11 protein-coding genes are annotated in these 13,512 nt (G+C 60.5%); 2 read left to right on the forward strand and 9 right to left on the reverse strand.

The window, feature by feature from the left end; all coding sequences use genetic code 11:
* Positions 1-108: 108 nt before the first annotated feature.
* Positions 109-1,038 (forward strand): GGDEF domain-containing protein, encoded by a 930-nt coding sequence (locus ABWL43_RS20130; RefSeq protein WP_145158725.1) that lies wholly within the window; start codon positions 109-111, stop codon positions 1,036-1,038.
* Between the two features lie 22 nt (positions 1,039-1,060).
* Here the strand turns inward: ABWL43_RS20130 and ABWL43_RS20135 are convergent, their stop codons facing one another.
* From ABWL43_RS20135 to ABWL43_RS20165, 7 genes are all read right to left on the reverse strand, one after another.
* Positions 1,061-1,834, reverse strand: coding sequence for a TenA family transcriptional regulator (locus ABWL43_RS20135; RefSeq protein ID WP_372241439.1), 774 nt, complete (start codon positions 1,832-1,834; stop codon positions 1,061-1,063).
* A 77-nt stretch (positions 1,835-1,911) separates the two neighbouring features.
* Positions 1,912-4,386: an EAL domain-containing protein gene (locus ABWL43_RS20140; protein ID WP_145158729.1), complete on the reverse strand. Its 2,475-nt coding sequence runs from the start codon at positions 4,384-4,386 to the stop codon at positions 1,912-1,914.
* Between the two features lie 195 nt (positions 4,387-4,581).
* Positions 4,582-6,384, reverse strand: a complete 1,803-nt coding sequence (locus ABWL43_RS20145; protein ID WP_404483917.1) for an ABC transporter ATP-binding protein — start codon at positions 6,382-6,384, stop codon at positions 4,582-4,584.
* Positions 6,377-6,979: a DsbA family protein gene (locus tag ABWL43_RS20150; RefSeq protein ID WP_177410076.1), complete on the reverse strand. Its 603-nt coding sequence runs from the start codon at positions 6,977-6,979 to the stop codon at positions 6,377-6,379. Before ABWL43_RS20150 ends, ABWL43_RS20145 begins: the two co-directional genes overlap by 8 nt.
* A gap of 36 nt (positions 6,980-7,015) precedes the next feature.
* A complete protein-coding gene (locus tag ABWL43_RS20155) occupies positions 7,016-7,957 on the reverse strand; it encodes a rhodanese-related sulfurtransferase (protein ID WP_131700399.1) in 942 nt (313 codons plus the stop codon).
* A 188-nt stretch (positions 7,958-8,145) separates the two neighbouring features.
* Positions 8,146-8,439 (reverse strand): BolA family transcriptional regulator, encoded by a 294-nt coding sequence (locus ABWL43_RS20160; RefSeq protein WP_262207922.1) that lies wholly within the window; start codon positions 8,437-8,439, stop codon positions 8,146-8,148.
* A 6-nt stretch (positions 8,440-8,445) separates the two neighbouring features.
* Positions 8,446-8,964, reverse strand: coding sequence for a DUF2059 domain-containing protein (locus ABWL43_RS20165; RefSeq protein ID WP_003175221.1), 519 nt, complete (start codon positions 8,962-8,964; stop codon positions 8,446-8,448).
* Positions 8,965-9,157: 193 nt separating this feature from the next.
* Here ABWL43_RS20165 and ABWL43_RS20170 point away from each other — a divergent pair, with 193 nt between their 5' ends.
* Complete coding sequence (locus ABWL43_RS20170; protein ID WP_242195464.1) at positions 9,158-10,546, forward strand: class II fumarate hydratase; 1,389 nt, start codon at positions 9,158-9,160, stop codon at positions 10,544-10,546.
* Between the two features lie 386 nt (positions 10,547-10,932).
* Here the strand turns inward: ABWL43_RS20170 and ABWL43_RS20175 are convergent, their stop codons facing one another.
* Positions 10,933-11,889, reverse strand: a complete 957-nt coding sequence (locus ABWL43_RS20175; RefSeq protein ID WP_242195467.1) for a DMT family transporter — start codon at positions 11,887-11,889, stop codon at positions 10,933-10,935.
* 195 nt (positions 11,890-12,084) lie between these two features.
* Positions 12,085-13,269: a thiolase family protein gene (locus ABWL43_RS20180; RefSeq protein ID WP_262207924.1), complete on the reverse strand. Its 1,185-nt coding sequence runs from the start codon at positions 13,267-13,269 to the stop codon at positions 12,085-12,087.
* Positions 13,270-13,512 lie beyond the last annotated feature (243 nt).

The following is a 13,512-nucleotide window of genomic DNA, read 5'->3' on the forward strand; positions in this document are numbered from 1 at the left end:
TTAAACTGTTACCAATGTTTTACGGAACTGAAGGAACAGTAAGACGCTTGGCACTCGCCACTCTCACGCAGCCTGTAAGACAGTTAAGTGCTTAGAGGCAGATAGCTTATGAAAACACCGACCCAGACTCACGCAATTGACTTCGACAGTGCCAAATTGCAACGCCTGGGTTTTGGTCAGCCATCTCTCCTGCCACCCCGTCGACCGACGTCGTTTGCCCAGCTTCGTCAGCAATTGAGCCAACAATTGCAAGTCAGTCTGGAGCCCCAGCGCATCCTTGGCCTGTTCTTTCGCGAGATTCAGCGCCTGGTGCCCCTGGACGCATTGCAGTATCGCCACGAAGCCAGCGACCTGCGCCTGGAATTTGGTCATCGCGGCCACCACTCGGTGAGCTATGCCTTGAGCCATGAAGGTGAGCACTTGGGCGAGCTGGTATTTCGACGCAATCAACGCTTGCTGGAAGACGAACTGGTCCAGCTTGAAGCGCTGCTGGCAACCTTGCTTTATCCGATGCGCAATGCCCTGCTCTACCGCGCCGCCACTCGCAGTGCTCTGCGCGACCCGTTGACCGAAACCGGTAATCGCGTGGCCATGGACCAAACCCTGCAACGCGAAATCGACATGGCCCGGCGGCACATGAACCCGTTGTCCCTGCTGATGCTGGACATCGATCACTTCAAGAAGATCAACGACACTCACGGCCATGCAACCGGCGACACCGTCCTGCGCGCTGTGGCCGGGGCGATCAAGAGCCAGCTGCGCAATGTCGACATGGTGTTTCGATTTGGCGGGGAAGAGTTTCTGATCCTGCTCTCCAACACCGGCCGGGACGCGGCAGGTATGGTCGGCGAGCGCCTGCGCAAAGCGGCACAAGCTCAGGACTATTGGGCGGAGACCACACGGGTAGAACTCACAGTGAGCCTGGGATGTTCGACGCTGTTGGCCGCCGAGTCTGCCGAAAGCCTGTTGCGCCGTGCCGACAACGCCTTGTACGTGGCCAAGCGCGAAGGTCGCAACCGCTTGGCAATGGCGGGGTAAACACCCCACCATCACGCTTACATCACGCCTCGCTGGCGACGCGAACCTGACGTTCGCGAGTAGCCGCAGGCGCCTTTGCTTTTTCGTTCTCCAACCGCATGCAGCTTTCCAAGAACAGGTACATGTAGTCGTAGCTCTTGCACACCGCCTGACGCAGCTCTACCTGCAGGGCTTTGCTGGGGTTCGTCCCGGCCAGGGTGCAGATGATTTCCAGCGCTTCCCATGGGTGGGCGTCGTCATACTGCGCGTGCATCTTCAACCACTTCATGGCGCGCTTGCGGTCTTCCTCAGGGAAGGCTGCCGCGTAAACACCGGTCGAGCACACCACCGCCGACCACTCACCGGTTGCACCTTCGATCGCGTAGTTGGTGGCGGCAATCGCGACAATCAACGAATCGGCCGAGCTGGTATGCCAGCACCAATGGCTCAGTGCGTGCAGTTCAGGCGGTACGTTCTGCGCTTGCAGTTCTTCCAGGCTGACGCCGTGGGCACGGGCCCAATGCACCCAATAGTCGGCGTGGTTGAGCTCCACGCGAATATTGCGCATCAACCACCGGCGCGCCATATCCTCCCCAGGATGACGGGCAAACTTGGTCTTGGTGAGGTTTTGTGCCATGTACAAGGCAAACTGTTCAACCACTGGCCAGCCACCGATCAGGTAGTGACGCAGGGTCTTGGCGCTGAGCGTGTTGTCACGCATGCGCTGATACAGTTCGTGCTCGACAACTCGGCGCTTGCTCTCGCTACAGTCCTGGATCAATTGCTGCGCCCAGGCGGGGTAACTCGAGGCTTCCATAAGCGGGCCGGTTCTGTTGAATGTGTCGATCACTGTAAGGCTCCTTTTTAAGTGTGATTGTACAGACCAGCAAAGTTTCAGCGGAATGTGCCGGGCGCCTTGAATAACAGAGGCTGCGGCCGCACAGGTCGACACTGCAAGCTGTCAAAGGTAAACAATTGCGGGCGTTCAATCAGGTAGCCCTGAGCGTAATCCACACCTATCTCCAGTAACGCCTGTTCGATTTGCGGTGTTTCAACAAACTCGGCAATTGTGCGCTTACCCATGACATGGCCGATGTGGTTGATCACTTCGACCATAGCGCGGTTAATCGGGTCGTCCAGCATATCCTTTACGAAACTTCCATCGATCTTCAGGAAGTCTACAGGTAAATGTTTCAGATAGGCGAATGAGGACATTCCGGCGCAAAAATCGTCGAGCGAAAAATGGCAACCTAAGGCTTTGAGTTCATTAATAAAGCGAATTGCACTGCCCAAATTCGCTATAGCGCTGGTTTCGGTTATTTCAAAACAAATCATTTCAGGCGGAATGCTGTAAGTCTCGAATTTCTCACGTAAAAACCCAAGAAAATCGTCATCTCCAATAGTTATCCCTGACAGATTTATCGCACACATGGCCATAGGTCGGCCCGCACGCTCGTGCATGCAACGAGCGATGATCTTGAATACGTTCTCCACCACCCAGCGGTCCAGCGAAGTCATTAAACCGTAACGTTCGGCGGCCGGGATAAAACTGTCGGGAAGGATGATCCGGCCCGCCTCGTCGTGCAGGCGCAGCAGGATTTCAATATGGCCATTGCCGCCATCTGTTTGGCCCAGCGGGGAGATTTCCTGCGCGTAGAGGCAAAAGCGATTCTCCTCCAACGCCATGTGCAGGCGCTGCACCCAAGCCATCTCGCCAAAACGCACGGACAACTCCGAGTCATCCGCGTGGTAGACCTGCACACGGTTGCGGCCCTTCTCCTTGGCCATGTAGCACGCCATGTCGGCGGCTCGTAACGAGGCTTCCAGCGTGGTCGGGGTTTGCGAAATGTGCACCAGGCCAATACTGACGGTGGTCATGAAGGGCCGCCCCTTCCACACAAAATGCAGGCTTTGCACGGTATGGCGCAGGCTCTCGGCGATCTTTTCCGCCACAGGTACCGGGCAGTTCTCCAGCAGAATGCCAAACTCGTCCCCGCCCAGCCGCGCCAGCGTGTCACCCTCACGCAGGTCCGATTGCAGCAGTGCGCAGATGTGACGCAGCAATTCGTCCCCCGCTGCATGACCGCAGGTGTCGTTGACCAGTTTGAACTGGTCAAGGTCGAGGAACATCAGCGCATGCCGTCCGCTTTGTTGGCGCCCCGCAGGGTGCAGCACTTGCTCAAGGCGATACTCGAATTCGCGGCGGTTGGCCAGGCCGGTCAACGCATCGTGGGTCGCTTGCCAGGAGAGGTTGGCAATGTATTGACGCTCCTGAGTCATGTCGTGCAGCACCAGCACCGCGCCGCTGACCTTGCCTGCACTGCGAATCGGCGCGCCCACCAACGTCACTGACACGGTACTGCCGTCCAGGCGCTGGATCAGCTTCGAATGTTCGCTGCCACCACTGAGCTGGCCCTTGATAATGTGCTCCAACAGCGTAAAACCGTCCGGCTCGGCGTTTTCGTCCAGCAGCTTGAACAGCGCCGCCAGGGGCAGCCCTTGTGCCTGCGCCGAGCGCCAGTGAGTCAGTGCCTCCGCCGCAGGGTTCATGTAGGCAATGGCGCCGTCGACGTCGGTGGTGATCACGCCGTCGCCGATCGACTCAAGGGTGATCTGCGCTCGCTCCTTCTCCACCTGCAGGGCATCGGCGAAGGCATGGCGCTGGGTCAGCAACTTGTGGGTGCGCAGCAGGGCCAGCACGATCAGGCCCAGTGCGGTGGCCAGGTTAGTGATCAACAGCAGACGCAGGATGACCCGCGAGCCCTCGCCCAGAGCATCACTGAAGGCCTTGGCAGCCGGCGTAACGCCGTCGTTGATGGCGGTGATGCGCGTTTTCCAGGCGTGCACGTCGGTGCTGCTGGCCTGGTCAGCGCTGATCGCCCGATGCATGGCGCGCGCCAGGTCATCCAGTTGCACCAGGTAACCGTCGCCCACGGTCCACAGCTCGATGGCCTTTTCCAGATAACTGAAATGGCGGAAGTTGAGGTACAGCCAGATCAGGCTGGAAACGTCATCAGGATGGTTGCCGCCCTTGAGGATACCCAGGCGCGCGGCCGTCAGGTCGGGGGTGGGCCGGTCGAGGGCAATGCGCAATTCATGCCCGCCCTGGGGCACTGAGATGGCTTGCTGGTATTTGAGGTAAGTGGCCGGATCGCGGTTGTCGGCGTAAAGGGTCAGGTAGTAGATCGCATCTTTCTGGCCCTTGGACCACAGGCTTTCACCGGCCACATAACCGCGTACCGCCGAGAGCATGTAAAGGCTGACGCAACCCAGCAATGCCTGGAACAGTACCACCGCGATAAACGGCCAGACGATGCCCAACAACCGAGGCGTACTTAACGTCGTTCCGAGAGTGCGCTTTTGCTTCATGAGGTCCCTTGCACAAGCACTACCAAAAACAGGCGAGTGATTAACGCTCCTGACAGCACAATCTTGGCCAAATTCGCTCGATCCGCTCAAGGGCGCCGGCTCGATTCAGCGCCTGAACCTTGAACGGCGCAGGAAAGCCGCTATTTCCTGGGGAGACTCTTGTGCCTGCCAGAGTCAATCATTGCAAACCCAACATCACCTAACTTGCTGCAAATGTCCGTAGAGCTTGGCGTACAGGCCACCGTCAGCGATCAACTGCTGATGATCGCCATCCTCGGCGATGTGCCCACCATCAAACACCAGTACCCGGTCAGCCTGTTTCACCGCTGAAAGCCGGTGCGCGATGATCAGTGTAGTACGCCCACTGAGAAACCGCGCCAGCGCCTGGTGCAGGTTGTACTCGGTGGCGGCGTCCAGGGCGGACGTGGCCTCATCCAGAATCACCACTTTGGGCTCGGCCAACACCATTCGCGCAATGGCCAGGCGTTGACGCTGACCGCCGGAAAAGCGTACGCCGGAGCGCCCCACTACGCTGTCCAGCCCCAACGGCAGTGCCTTGACGGTAGCATCCAACTGGGCGATTTCCAGTGCCTGCCAACAGGCCTGGTCGCTGCGGGTACGCCCCATGGTCAGGTTGGCGCGCACGGTGTCGTTGAACAACGCCGGGTGTTGCAGCACCACGGCGACGTTTTCGCGGATGGTCGCAAGCCCGATTTCCTGCTGGGTGGCCCCGCCGAAGCGAATGCTGCCGGCTTGCGGCGTATACAGCCCCAGCAGCAGTTGCACCAGAGTACTTTTGCCGCCGCCACTGGCGCCGACAATCGCGACCTTCTCACCCGGCGCAATGGCCAGGTTCAACTGGTCGAGCACCAGCTCGTCGCCGTAGCCGAAATCCAGACCGCGCACCTCGATGCCGACGGTCTCACGCCCGGTAAACGGGTCTGCGCCGCCGGCATACTGCGGCTCGTCGGCGCGCGCCAGCAGCTCGTTGATCCGCGTCAACGCCCCGCCCGCCGCGTAGTAAGCGTATTGCAGGTTCAACAGTTGCTCCACCGGCCCGATCATGAACCACAGGTAGCTGAACACCGCGAGCATCTGGCCGATGGACAGGTCGGAAAACAGCACGGTGAGCATCGCCGCAGCGCGGAAGATGTCGATGCCAAACTGAAACAACAAGCCACTGGCACGGCTGGAGGCGTCGGTTTTCCATTGGGAGTGGATCGCGTAGTCGCGCACTTCCTGGGCGCGCTGGCCAAGGCGCCCGAGGAAAAAGCCCTGGCGGTTGCCCGCACGCACTTCCTGAATCGCGTCGAGGGTTTCGGTCAACGCCTGGGTGAAGCGCGACGTGCTGTCGTTTTCAAGCTTCTTCAAGTGTTTGACGCGTTTGCCCAGCTGTACCGTGGCGTAGATCACCAGCGGATTGAACAGCAGGATCAGCAGCGCCAACTGCCAGTGCATCCACACCAGAATCGCCGAAGTGCCGACCAGCGTGAGCATGGCCACCAGGAAGCGGCTGAGGGTTTCGCCGACAAATTTGTCCAGCGTATCCAGGTCGGTGACCAGGTGCGTGGTGACCGTGCCGCTGCCCAGGCTTTCGTATTCGCCAAGGGAAATGCGCTTGAGCCGCTCGATCAGGCGCACGCGAATGCGATAGACAACGTCCTTCGCCAGCCGCGCAAACAGCCGCGCCTGCACCACATTGAACACCAGTGCGCCGCAACGCAGGCACAGTGTCACCAACAACATCAGGCCGATATAACCGGCAGCTTTCTGCCAGCCCAGGGGCAACGCGTTGTTCATCACCTTGAGCGCGGCATCGCCACGGCCCAGCAACACTTCGTCGACCAGCAGAGGCAACAGCAAGGGAATCGGCACGCTGCACAATGTCGCCAGCACAGCGACGCCATTGGCAATCCACAGCGATTTTTTGTGGCGCAGGGCCAGACGGCGAATTTCCGCCCAGGTCAGTCGGTCGGTACGGTCGGGCTGGTCATGCACAGGTGGCTCGCTCCAACCAGCGGGCGAGCAATGGCGACAGCTCGGACAGCGGCTGGTAGCCGTTGGTCAACAAGGCCAACTGACCGTTACGCTCCGCCAGAAGGGTCGGAAAACCGGCAATGCCCAAATCCTGCACCCAGGTGAAATCAGCGGCCGTCGCGGCGTGCTGCTCGGCGCGGTCGAACGCGCCGGCAAACTCGATACGCGGGATGCCCGCCTCCTCGGCCAGTTCGACCAGCACGCTGGCCAGGGTCACATCGCGGCCCTCGACGTAAAACGCGCGCTGGATCAGCCCCAGCAGCTTCCACGCGCAATCCGGCGCCAGGCTGCGCGCCGTGACGATGGCGCGGCACGCGGGCTCGGTGTCATAGACAAAACCATCGGGCAACGCGCCTTCACGTGTGAACGGCTGACCGGTGGCCTCGGTGACCGCCTGCCAGTGCTCAAGGATGTAGCGCCGGGTGGTCGGCTCCAATGCCGCGCCACTGCCGGTGCGCAAACCACCCACCACCAGGTGCAGCTCAACGCCCGCAGCCTGGGCCTGCTCGACCAACGCCTCGGCCACCGGGGCAAAGCCCCAGCACCAGGAACACATCGGGTCCATCACATAGAGCAGGCGCGCGGGCATGGGTCAGGCCTCGGAAGGGGTTTGCTTATAGTTGAAGCCAATCGGGTGCGGCATATTGCGGGCCTTGGCCAGCTCGATCTGCTTTTGCCGGTCAATCGCGCTGCGACGGGTCTTCTCCGGCAGCTTATCCCAGCAATGCGGGCAGCTGATGCCAGCCACATAGTGCTCGGACGCGCGGTCTTCGACGCTCACCGGTGTACGGCAGGCATGACATTGATCGTAGTCGCCTTCGCTCAAGTCGTGGCGCACGGTCACGCGGTTGTCGAACACAAAGCAGTCGCCCTGCCATTTGGTCTCTGCCTGCGGCACCTCTTCGAGGTACTTCAGAATGCCGCCCTTGAGGTGGTAAACCTCGTCAAAGCCTTCGCTGAGCATGTAGCTCGAAGCCTTTTCACAGCGAATGCCGCCGGTGCAGAACATGGCGACTTTCTTGTGCTTGGCCGGGTCGAAGTTGGCTTTGATGTAGTCGGGAAATTCGCGAAAACTGGTAGTTTTCGGGTCAATCGCGCCTTCAAAGGTGCCAATGGACACTTCGTAATCGTTACGGGTGTCGATCAACAGCACTTCCGGGTCGCTGATCAGCGCGTTCCAGTCCTGCGGGTCAACATAGGTGCCGACTTTTTTGTTCGGGTCGACGCCTTCGACGCCCAGGGTCACGATCTCTTTCTTGAGCTTGACCTTGGTGCGATAGAACGGCTGCTCATCGCAGTACGACTCTTTGTGGTCGATGTCGTCCATGCGTGGGTCGTTCTTCAGCCAGGCCATCAGGCCATCGATGCCTTCGCGGCTGCCGGAAACGGTGCCGTTGATGCCTTCTTCGGCGATCAGCAACGTGCCTTTGATGCCGTTGTCGACCATCGCCTGCAGCAGTGGCTCGCGCAGGGCGACGTAATCTTCGAGGGTGACGAACTTATACAGTGCCGCCACGACAATCGGTTGAGTCATGGGTGTTCTCTCCAGGTGGCTACCCTCGTAAGGGGTGAACCGGATAACGGCAGCTGGGTTTTTTAGCCGCAAGCTGCAAGTAAAAGCAAAAAAAACGCGCCGACTAGGCGGCGCGTTGGGGATTGTAGCAAGAAGGCAGCTGCGAGGGCTCTAATCTTGTCGCGTGCAGCTGACAACTTGTGGCTGCTTCAATGCCCTCCGGCGCAGGTCGGCGAGGCCGGGGCTGCGTCGATTTTCGCCCATTCTTCAGGCGTGTAGGTATGCAGCGCCAACGCATGAAACTCGCTCATCAGGTCACCCAGCGTGGCGTAGACCGTCTGATGGCGCTTGACGCGGTTAAGCCCTTCGAACTGCTGGCTGACCAGCACGGCCTTGAAGTGGGTCTGCAACCCACGGCTGTGCATATGGCTTTCGTCCAGCACGCTCACGTGTTGCGGGCTCAGGGCGGCGAGCGCCGTTTCGATACGCTGTTGCATGGTCATTCCTGCTTACTTCTTCTTGGCCGGTGCGGCGGCTTTTGGCGCCAGCTCGTTGGTCATGTCTTCCAACAGCTTGTTGACTACCGGCACAGCGCTTTCCAGCTTGGCCTGGGTCATCTGGGCCGATTGCTGGGTCAGTTGCGGCATTTTTTCCAGGACTTTTTTACCCAGTGGCGACTGGTAGAAGGCAACCAGATCCTTAAGTTCGGATTCGCTGAAGTTGGTGGTGTAGAGCTTGACCATGTCCGGCTTCAGCTTCGGCCAGCCGATGGCTTGGTCCAGCGCGGCGTTGGCCTTGGCCTGGTAGCTGTCCAGTACGGACTGCTTGGCGGCAGGCGCCTTGGTCTGTTCGAAACGCTGGGCGAACATTTGCTGCACTTGCATGTACACCGGGGTACCCAGCTTGTCAGCGTGGGCCAGGGTAAGGAAGGCTTCGGCACTGGCGTTATGGCTGGCGGTATCGGCAAAAACTTGGCCGCTGGCGCAAACCAGAGCAACCGCGGTACAGATGGCACGAAGACGAGTCATCGAGTTTCCTTTTCTAGCAGGCGAGGTAAGACCCCAAGGGCGACCATTCTGCGCCTAAAAAACCTCGCGGCTCAACCCCAGGCCTTGTTCGGCCTGGATTTGCAGGACTTGCCTGCGATGAAAAGTCTTTTATGGAACCCCCAAGGCCTATCACGGCCTAAACTGCGCAAACGAACCTGAAGGAGTGTGCCCGATGAGCCGTATCGAAACCGACAGCCTGGGAGAAGTGCATGTCCCGGATGACGCTTACTGGGGCGCGCAGACCCAACGCTCGCTGGTGAATTTCGCCATCGGCGAGCAACGCATGCCTTTGGCCGTGCTGCATGCCCTGGCCCTGATCAAGAAAGCAGCGGCGCGGGTCAACGATCGCAACGGCGACTTGCCTGCCGATATCGCCCGCCTGATCGAACAGGCCGCCGATGAAGTGCTCGACGGTCAGCATGACGACCAGTTCCCACTGGTGGTCTGGCAGACCGGCAGCGGCACCCAGAGCAACATGAACGCCAACGAAGTGATCGCCGGCCGCGCCAACGAACTGTCGGGCCAGACCCGCGGCGGCAAAAGCCCGGTGCACCCGAACGATCATGTCAACCGCTCCCAAAGCTCCAACGACTGCTTCCCCACCGCCATGAGCATCGCGACGGTGCAGGCGATCAACACGCAACTGCTGCCGGCGATCACCAACCTCTCGGGTGGGCTGGCGGAACTGTCGGCGCGGCACATGAAACTGGTCAAGACCGGCCGCACCCACATGATGGACGCCACGCCAATCACTTTTGGCCAGGAAGTCTCGGCGTTTATCGCCCAGCTCGACTACGCCGAACGCGCGATCCGCAGCGCCCTGCCCCCGGTGTGCGAACTGGCCCAGGGCGGCACCGCCGTCGGCACCGGGCTCAACTCGCCCCACGGCTTTGGCGAGGCGATTGCTGCCGAGTTGGCCGCCTTGTCGGGGCTGCCCTTTGTGACCGCCCCGAACAAATTCGCCGCCCTCTCCGGCCACGAGCCGCTGGTAACCCTGCACGGCGCGCTGAAAACCCTGGCCGTGGCGTTGATGAAAATCGCCAACGACCTGCGCCTGCTCGGCTCCGGCCCGCGCGCCGGGTTGGCCGAGGTCAAGTTGCCAGCCAACGAGCCGGGCAGTTCGATCATGCCGGGCAAGGTCAACCCGACCCAATGCGAAGCGCTGTCGATGCTGGCCTGCCAGGTGCTGGGCAATGACGTGACCATCGGCATTGCCGCCAGCCAGGGGCACTTGCAGTTGAACGTGTACAAGCCGGTGATCATCCACAATCTGCTGGAATCGATCCGCCTGCTGGCCGACGGTTGCAACAACTTCCAGGAACACTGCATTGCCGGCCTTGAGCCGGATGCAGAACAAATGGCCGAACACCTGGAACGCGGCCTGATGCTGGTGACCGCACTCAACCCGCACATTGGCTACGATAAGTCGGCGCAGATCGCCAAGAAGGCGTATGCCGAGGGCCTGACGCTACGTGAAGCCGCGCTGGCGCTGGGCTTCTTGACTGATGAAGAGTTCGACCAGTGGGTACGCCCGGAAAACATGCTCGAAGCCGGCCACTAACCTCAGGTTTTTGATCTGCTTGTGATCTAAGGCGCCCCGTTAACCACGCTGGCCGCACGCCGAGCCTAGGCGAGGTGCCGAGTGGTGGGGCGAGGACCTTTTGCTTACTTTTGGCTGGGCCGGCATTCCGGTCCTTCCAAAAGTGAGCCGCTGTAAGAGCGGAACCAATAGCAGCCGTTACCGCAGAAATGGATATGTACGCCGACTAGATATCCCAGCCAACTGACATGCCGCCTTCGCGAGCAAGCCCGCTCCCACAGTTAACAGTGTTGCGTCAGCGAGATACGGGTTGCCCCAGAGGCCACCATCGCAGGCAAGCCAGCTCCCACATTTACACCGCTTTCCCCCCTAAAGCCGCGGCGATGACCCGGCCGCCACGCCAGGCATCAAGACGCCAGCCGCACCCGCCGAGCCCTGAGCCCCGCCAGCAACGACGGCGCCAGCGCCACCGTCGCCGACCCCAGCACCACCACCAGCGCCCCGACATAGCCTAAGGCGTTGATCTCTTCGGCCTGCACGAACGCCGGCCATAACCACGCTGCCAACGCTACTGCCACAAACGTCACCAACGGCGTCAGCGCCAACGTCGCACTGACCCGCGAGGCCTCCCAATGCGCCAACGCCTCGGCAAACGCGCCGTAAGCCACCAGCGTATTCATGCAGCACGCCAGCAACAGCCAGCCTTGCAGCGGGCTCAACTGCAGCGCCTCCAGCGGATGCGCCCACGGCGTGAGCAGCGCGGCGCACGACAGGTAGATCACCATCATCACCTGCAGCGAATTCCATACCGTCAGCAACTGCTTCTGGCCCAAGGCGTAAAACACCCAGGTGGTAGTGGCGAGCAGAATCGTCAGCACCCCGGCGGTGTAGGTGCCCAGGGACGTGAGCATTTCCACCAGGCGTTGGTTGAAGAACAGCCCGAAGCCGATGATCAACACCACCAGGCCTACACCCTGCCCCAGGCTGAAACGCTCCTTGAACACAAACACGCTGGCGACCATCAGAAAGATCGGTCCCATCTGCACCACCAACTGGGCCGTGCCGGGGCTGAGCATTTTCAGGCCTACCAGGTACAACACGTAATTGCCCACCAGCCCGCACACCGCCATGGCTACCAGCCAACCGCCCTTGGGGCCGAGCACTTTGCGGCTGGGCAGGCGCTGGGTGAGGGCCAAGTAGATAAACAAGCAGCTACCGGCGACAACCAGGCGAAACCAGGTGACGGTGACCGGGTCCATCACCCGCAGCACTTGTTTGAGTTTGATCGGCAGGATGCCCCACAGGAACGCGGTCAGCAGGGTCAAGCCAAAGCCATAGACCCAGCGGCCGGAAGAGATGTGCATGAGTGCCCCGAATGCCTGAGGAAGTGGAACGGGCATTCTAGGGGCAAGCGCACGAATTGGGATACGGCACAATTCAAATGTGGGAGCGGGCTTGCTCGCGAACACGGTGGGTCAGCCTTGCCTGTGTTGACTGATACACCGCTTTCGCGGGCAAGCCCGCTCCCACATTTTTAAGCCGGGTTTCTTCAGTGGGATCTAGCGTACGGCTTCGAAGAGCCCAGTGGCGCCCATGCCGCCGCCCACGCACATGGTGACGATGCCGTAACGCAGGTTGCGCCGTTGCAGCTCGCGCACCAAATGCCCGACTTGTCGCGAACCGGTCATGCCGAACGGATGCCCGATGGAAATCGAGCCGCCATTGACGTTGTATTTGGCGTTGTCGATCTCCAGGCGGTCACGCGCATACAGGCACTGCGAGGCAAACGCCTCGTTGAGTTCCCACAGGTCGATATCCGCGACCTGCAAGCCCTTGGCCTTGAGCAACTTGGGCACCGAGAACACCGGGCCAATGCCCATCTCGTCCGGCTCGCAACCGGCCACGGTAAACCCGCGGAAAAACGCCTTGGGCTTGAGCCCCAGTGCCAGGGCCTTTTCCAGGCTCATCACCAGTGTCATCGACGCGCCATCGGAAAGCTGCGAGGAGTTGCCAGCCGTCACCGAACCGTCTTCGGCAAACACGGGGTTGAGCCCTTGCAGGCTGGCCAGCGTGGTGTCCGGGCGGTTGCAGTCATCGCGATCCACCACGCCTTCAAGGATCTGAACCGCGCCGGTATGCTTGTCCTCAACCTTGTAGGTGACCGGCATCGGCACGATTTCATCGTCGAACAAACCGTCAGCCTGAGCCTGCGCGGTGCGCTGCTGGCTCTGCAAGGCGTAACGGTCCTGCGCTTCGCGGCTGACGTTATAGCGACGCGCGACGATTTCGGCGGTCTGGCCCATCGGGAAGTAGATGCCCGGCACTTGCTCTTTCAGCAGCGGGTTGATCAGGTTGTCGGTGTTGACGCTTTTGAGGGTCAGGCTGATCGATTCGACGCCACCGGCGACGATGATGTCGCTGCAACCCGAAGCGATCTGGTTGGCCGCGATCGCGATCGCCTGCAAGCCCGAGGAGCAGAAGCGGTTGAGGGTCATGCCGGCCGTGCCTGTGCCCAATTGCGAGAGCACTGCCACATTGCGCCCGATGTTGTAGCCCTGCGCGCCTTCATTGGAACCGGCACCGACGATGCAATCCTCGACCGTCGCCGGGTCGATGCCATTGCGGCTCAGCAGTGCATTCACGCAATGGGCCGCCATGTCGTCCGGACGGGTCTGGTTGAACTTGCCACGAAAGGATTTGGCCAGGCCGGTTCGCACACTGTCGACGATCACTACTTCACGCATGGGCTACCTCGATCTTGTCGTTGTTGGGAGATCAACCGAGGATAAATCCAGGCCCTCCCCACCGCGATGATCATTCACCCCGCCTATACAAAAGCATGGCAATGAGCAGGCTGGTTCTGCCAAGTGGGATGTTGTGGCGGACACGCTGGTTGTGGCGAGCAGGCTTGCCCTGCGTTGGGGCGCGAAGCGGCCCTGATCCAGACGCCGCGTTCTTTCATTTAGAACGCATTAACCGACGATGGG

It is taken from the genome of Pseudomonas sp. HT11 (genome assembly GCF_044875395.1).
GTDB lineage: Bacteria > Pseudomonadota > Gammaproteobacteria > Pseudomonadales > Pseudomonadaceae > Aquipseudomonas.

Bases quoted from the DNA above. Each gene is read 5' to 3' on its own strand.
- ABWL43_RS20180 (WP_262207924.1), bottom strand. From the start codon at position 13,269: ATGCGTGAAGTAGTGATCGTCGACAGTGTGCGAACCGGCCTGGCCAAA.
- ABWL43_RS20130 (WP_145158725.1), top strand. From the start codon at position 109: ATGAAAACACCGACCCAGACTCACGCAATTGACTTCGACAGTGCCAAA.
- ABWL43_RS20175 (WP_242195467.1), bottom strand. From the start codon at position 11,889: ATGCACATCTCTTCCGGCCGCTGGGTCTATGGCTTTGGCTTGACCCTG.
- ABWL43_RS20135 (WP_372241439.1), bottom strand. From the start codon at position 1,834: ATGGAAGCCTCGAGTTACCCCGCCTGGGCGCAGCAATTGATCCAGGAC.
- ABWL43_RS20140 (WP_145158729.1), bottom strand. From the start codon at position 4,386: ATGAAGCAAAAGCGCACTCTCGGAACGACGTTAAGTACGCCTCGGTTG.
- ABWL43_RS20170 (WP_242195464.1), top strand. From the start codon at position 9,158: ATGAGCCGTATCGAAACCGACAGCCTGGGAGAAGTGCATGTCCCGGAT.
- ABWL43_RS20155 (WP_131700399.1), bottom strand. From the start codon at position 7,957: ATGACTCAACCGATTGTCGTGGCGGCACTGTATAAGTTCGTCACCCTC.
- ABWL43_RS20165 (WP_003175221.1), bottom strand. From the start codon at position 8,964: ATGACTCGTCTTCGTGCCATCTGTACCGCGGTTGCTCTGGTTTGCGCC.
- ABWL43_RS20160 (WP_262207922.1), bottom strand. From the start codon at position 8,439: ATGACCATGCAACAGCGTATCGAAACGGCGCTCGCCGCCCTGAGCCCG.
- ABWL43_RS20150 (WP_177410076.1), bottom strand. From the start codon at position 6,979: ATGTGTTCCTGGTGCTGGGGCTTTGCCCCGGTGGCCGAGGCGTTGGTC.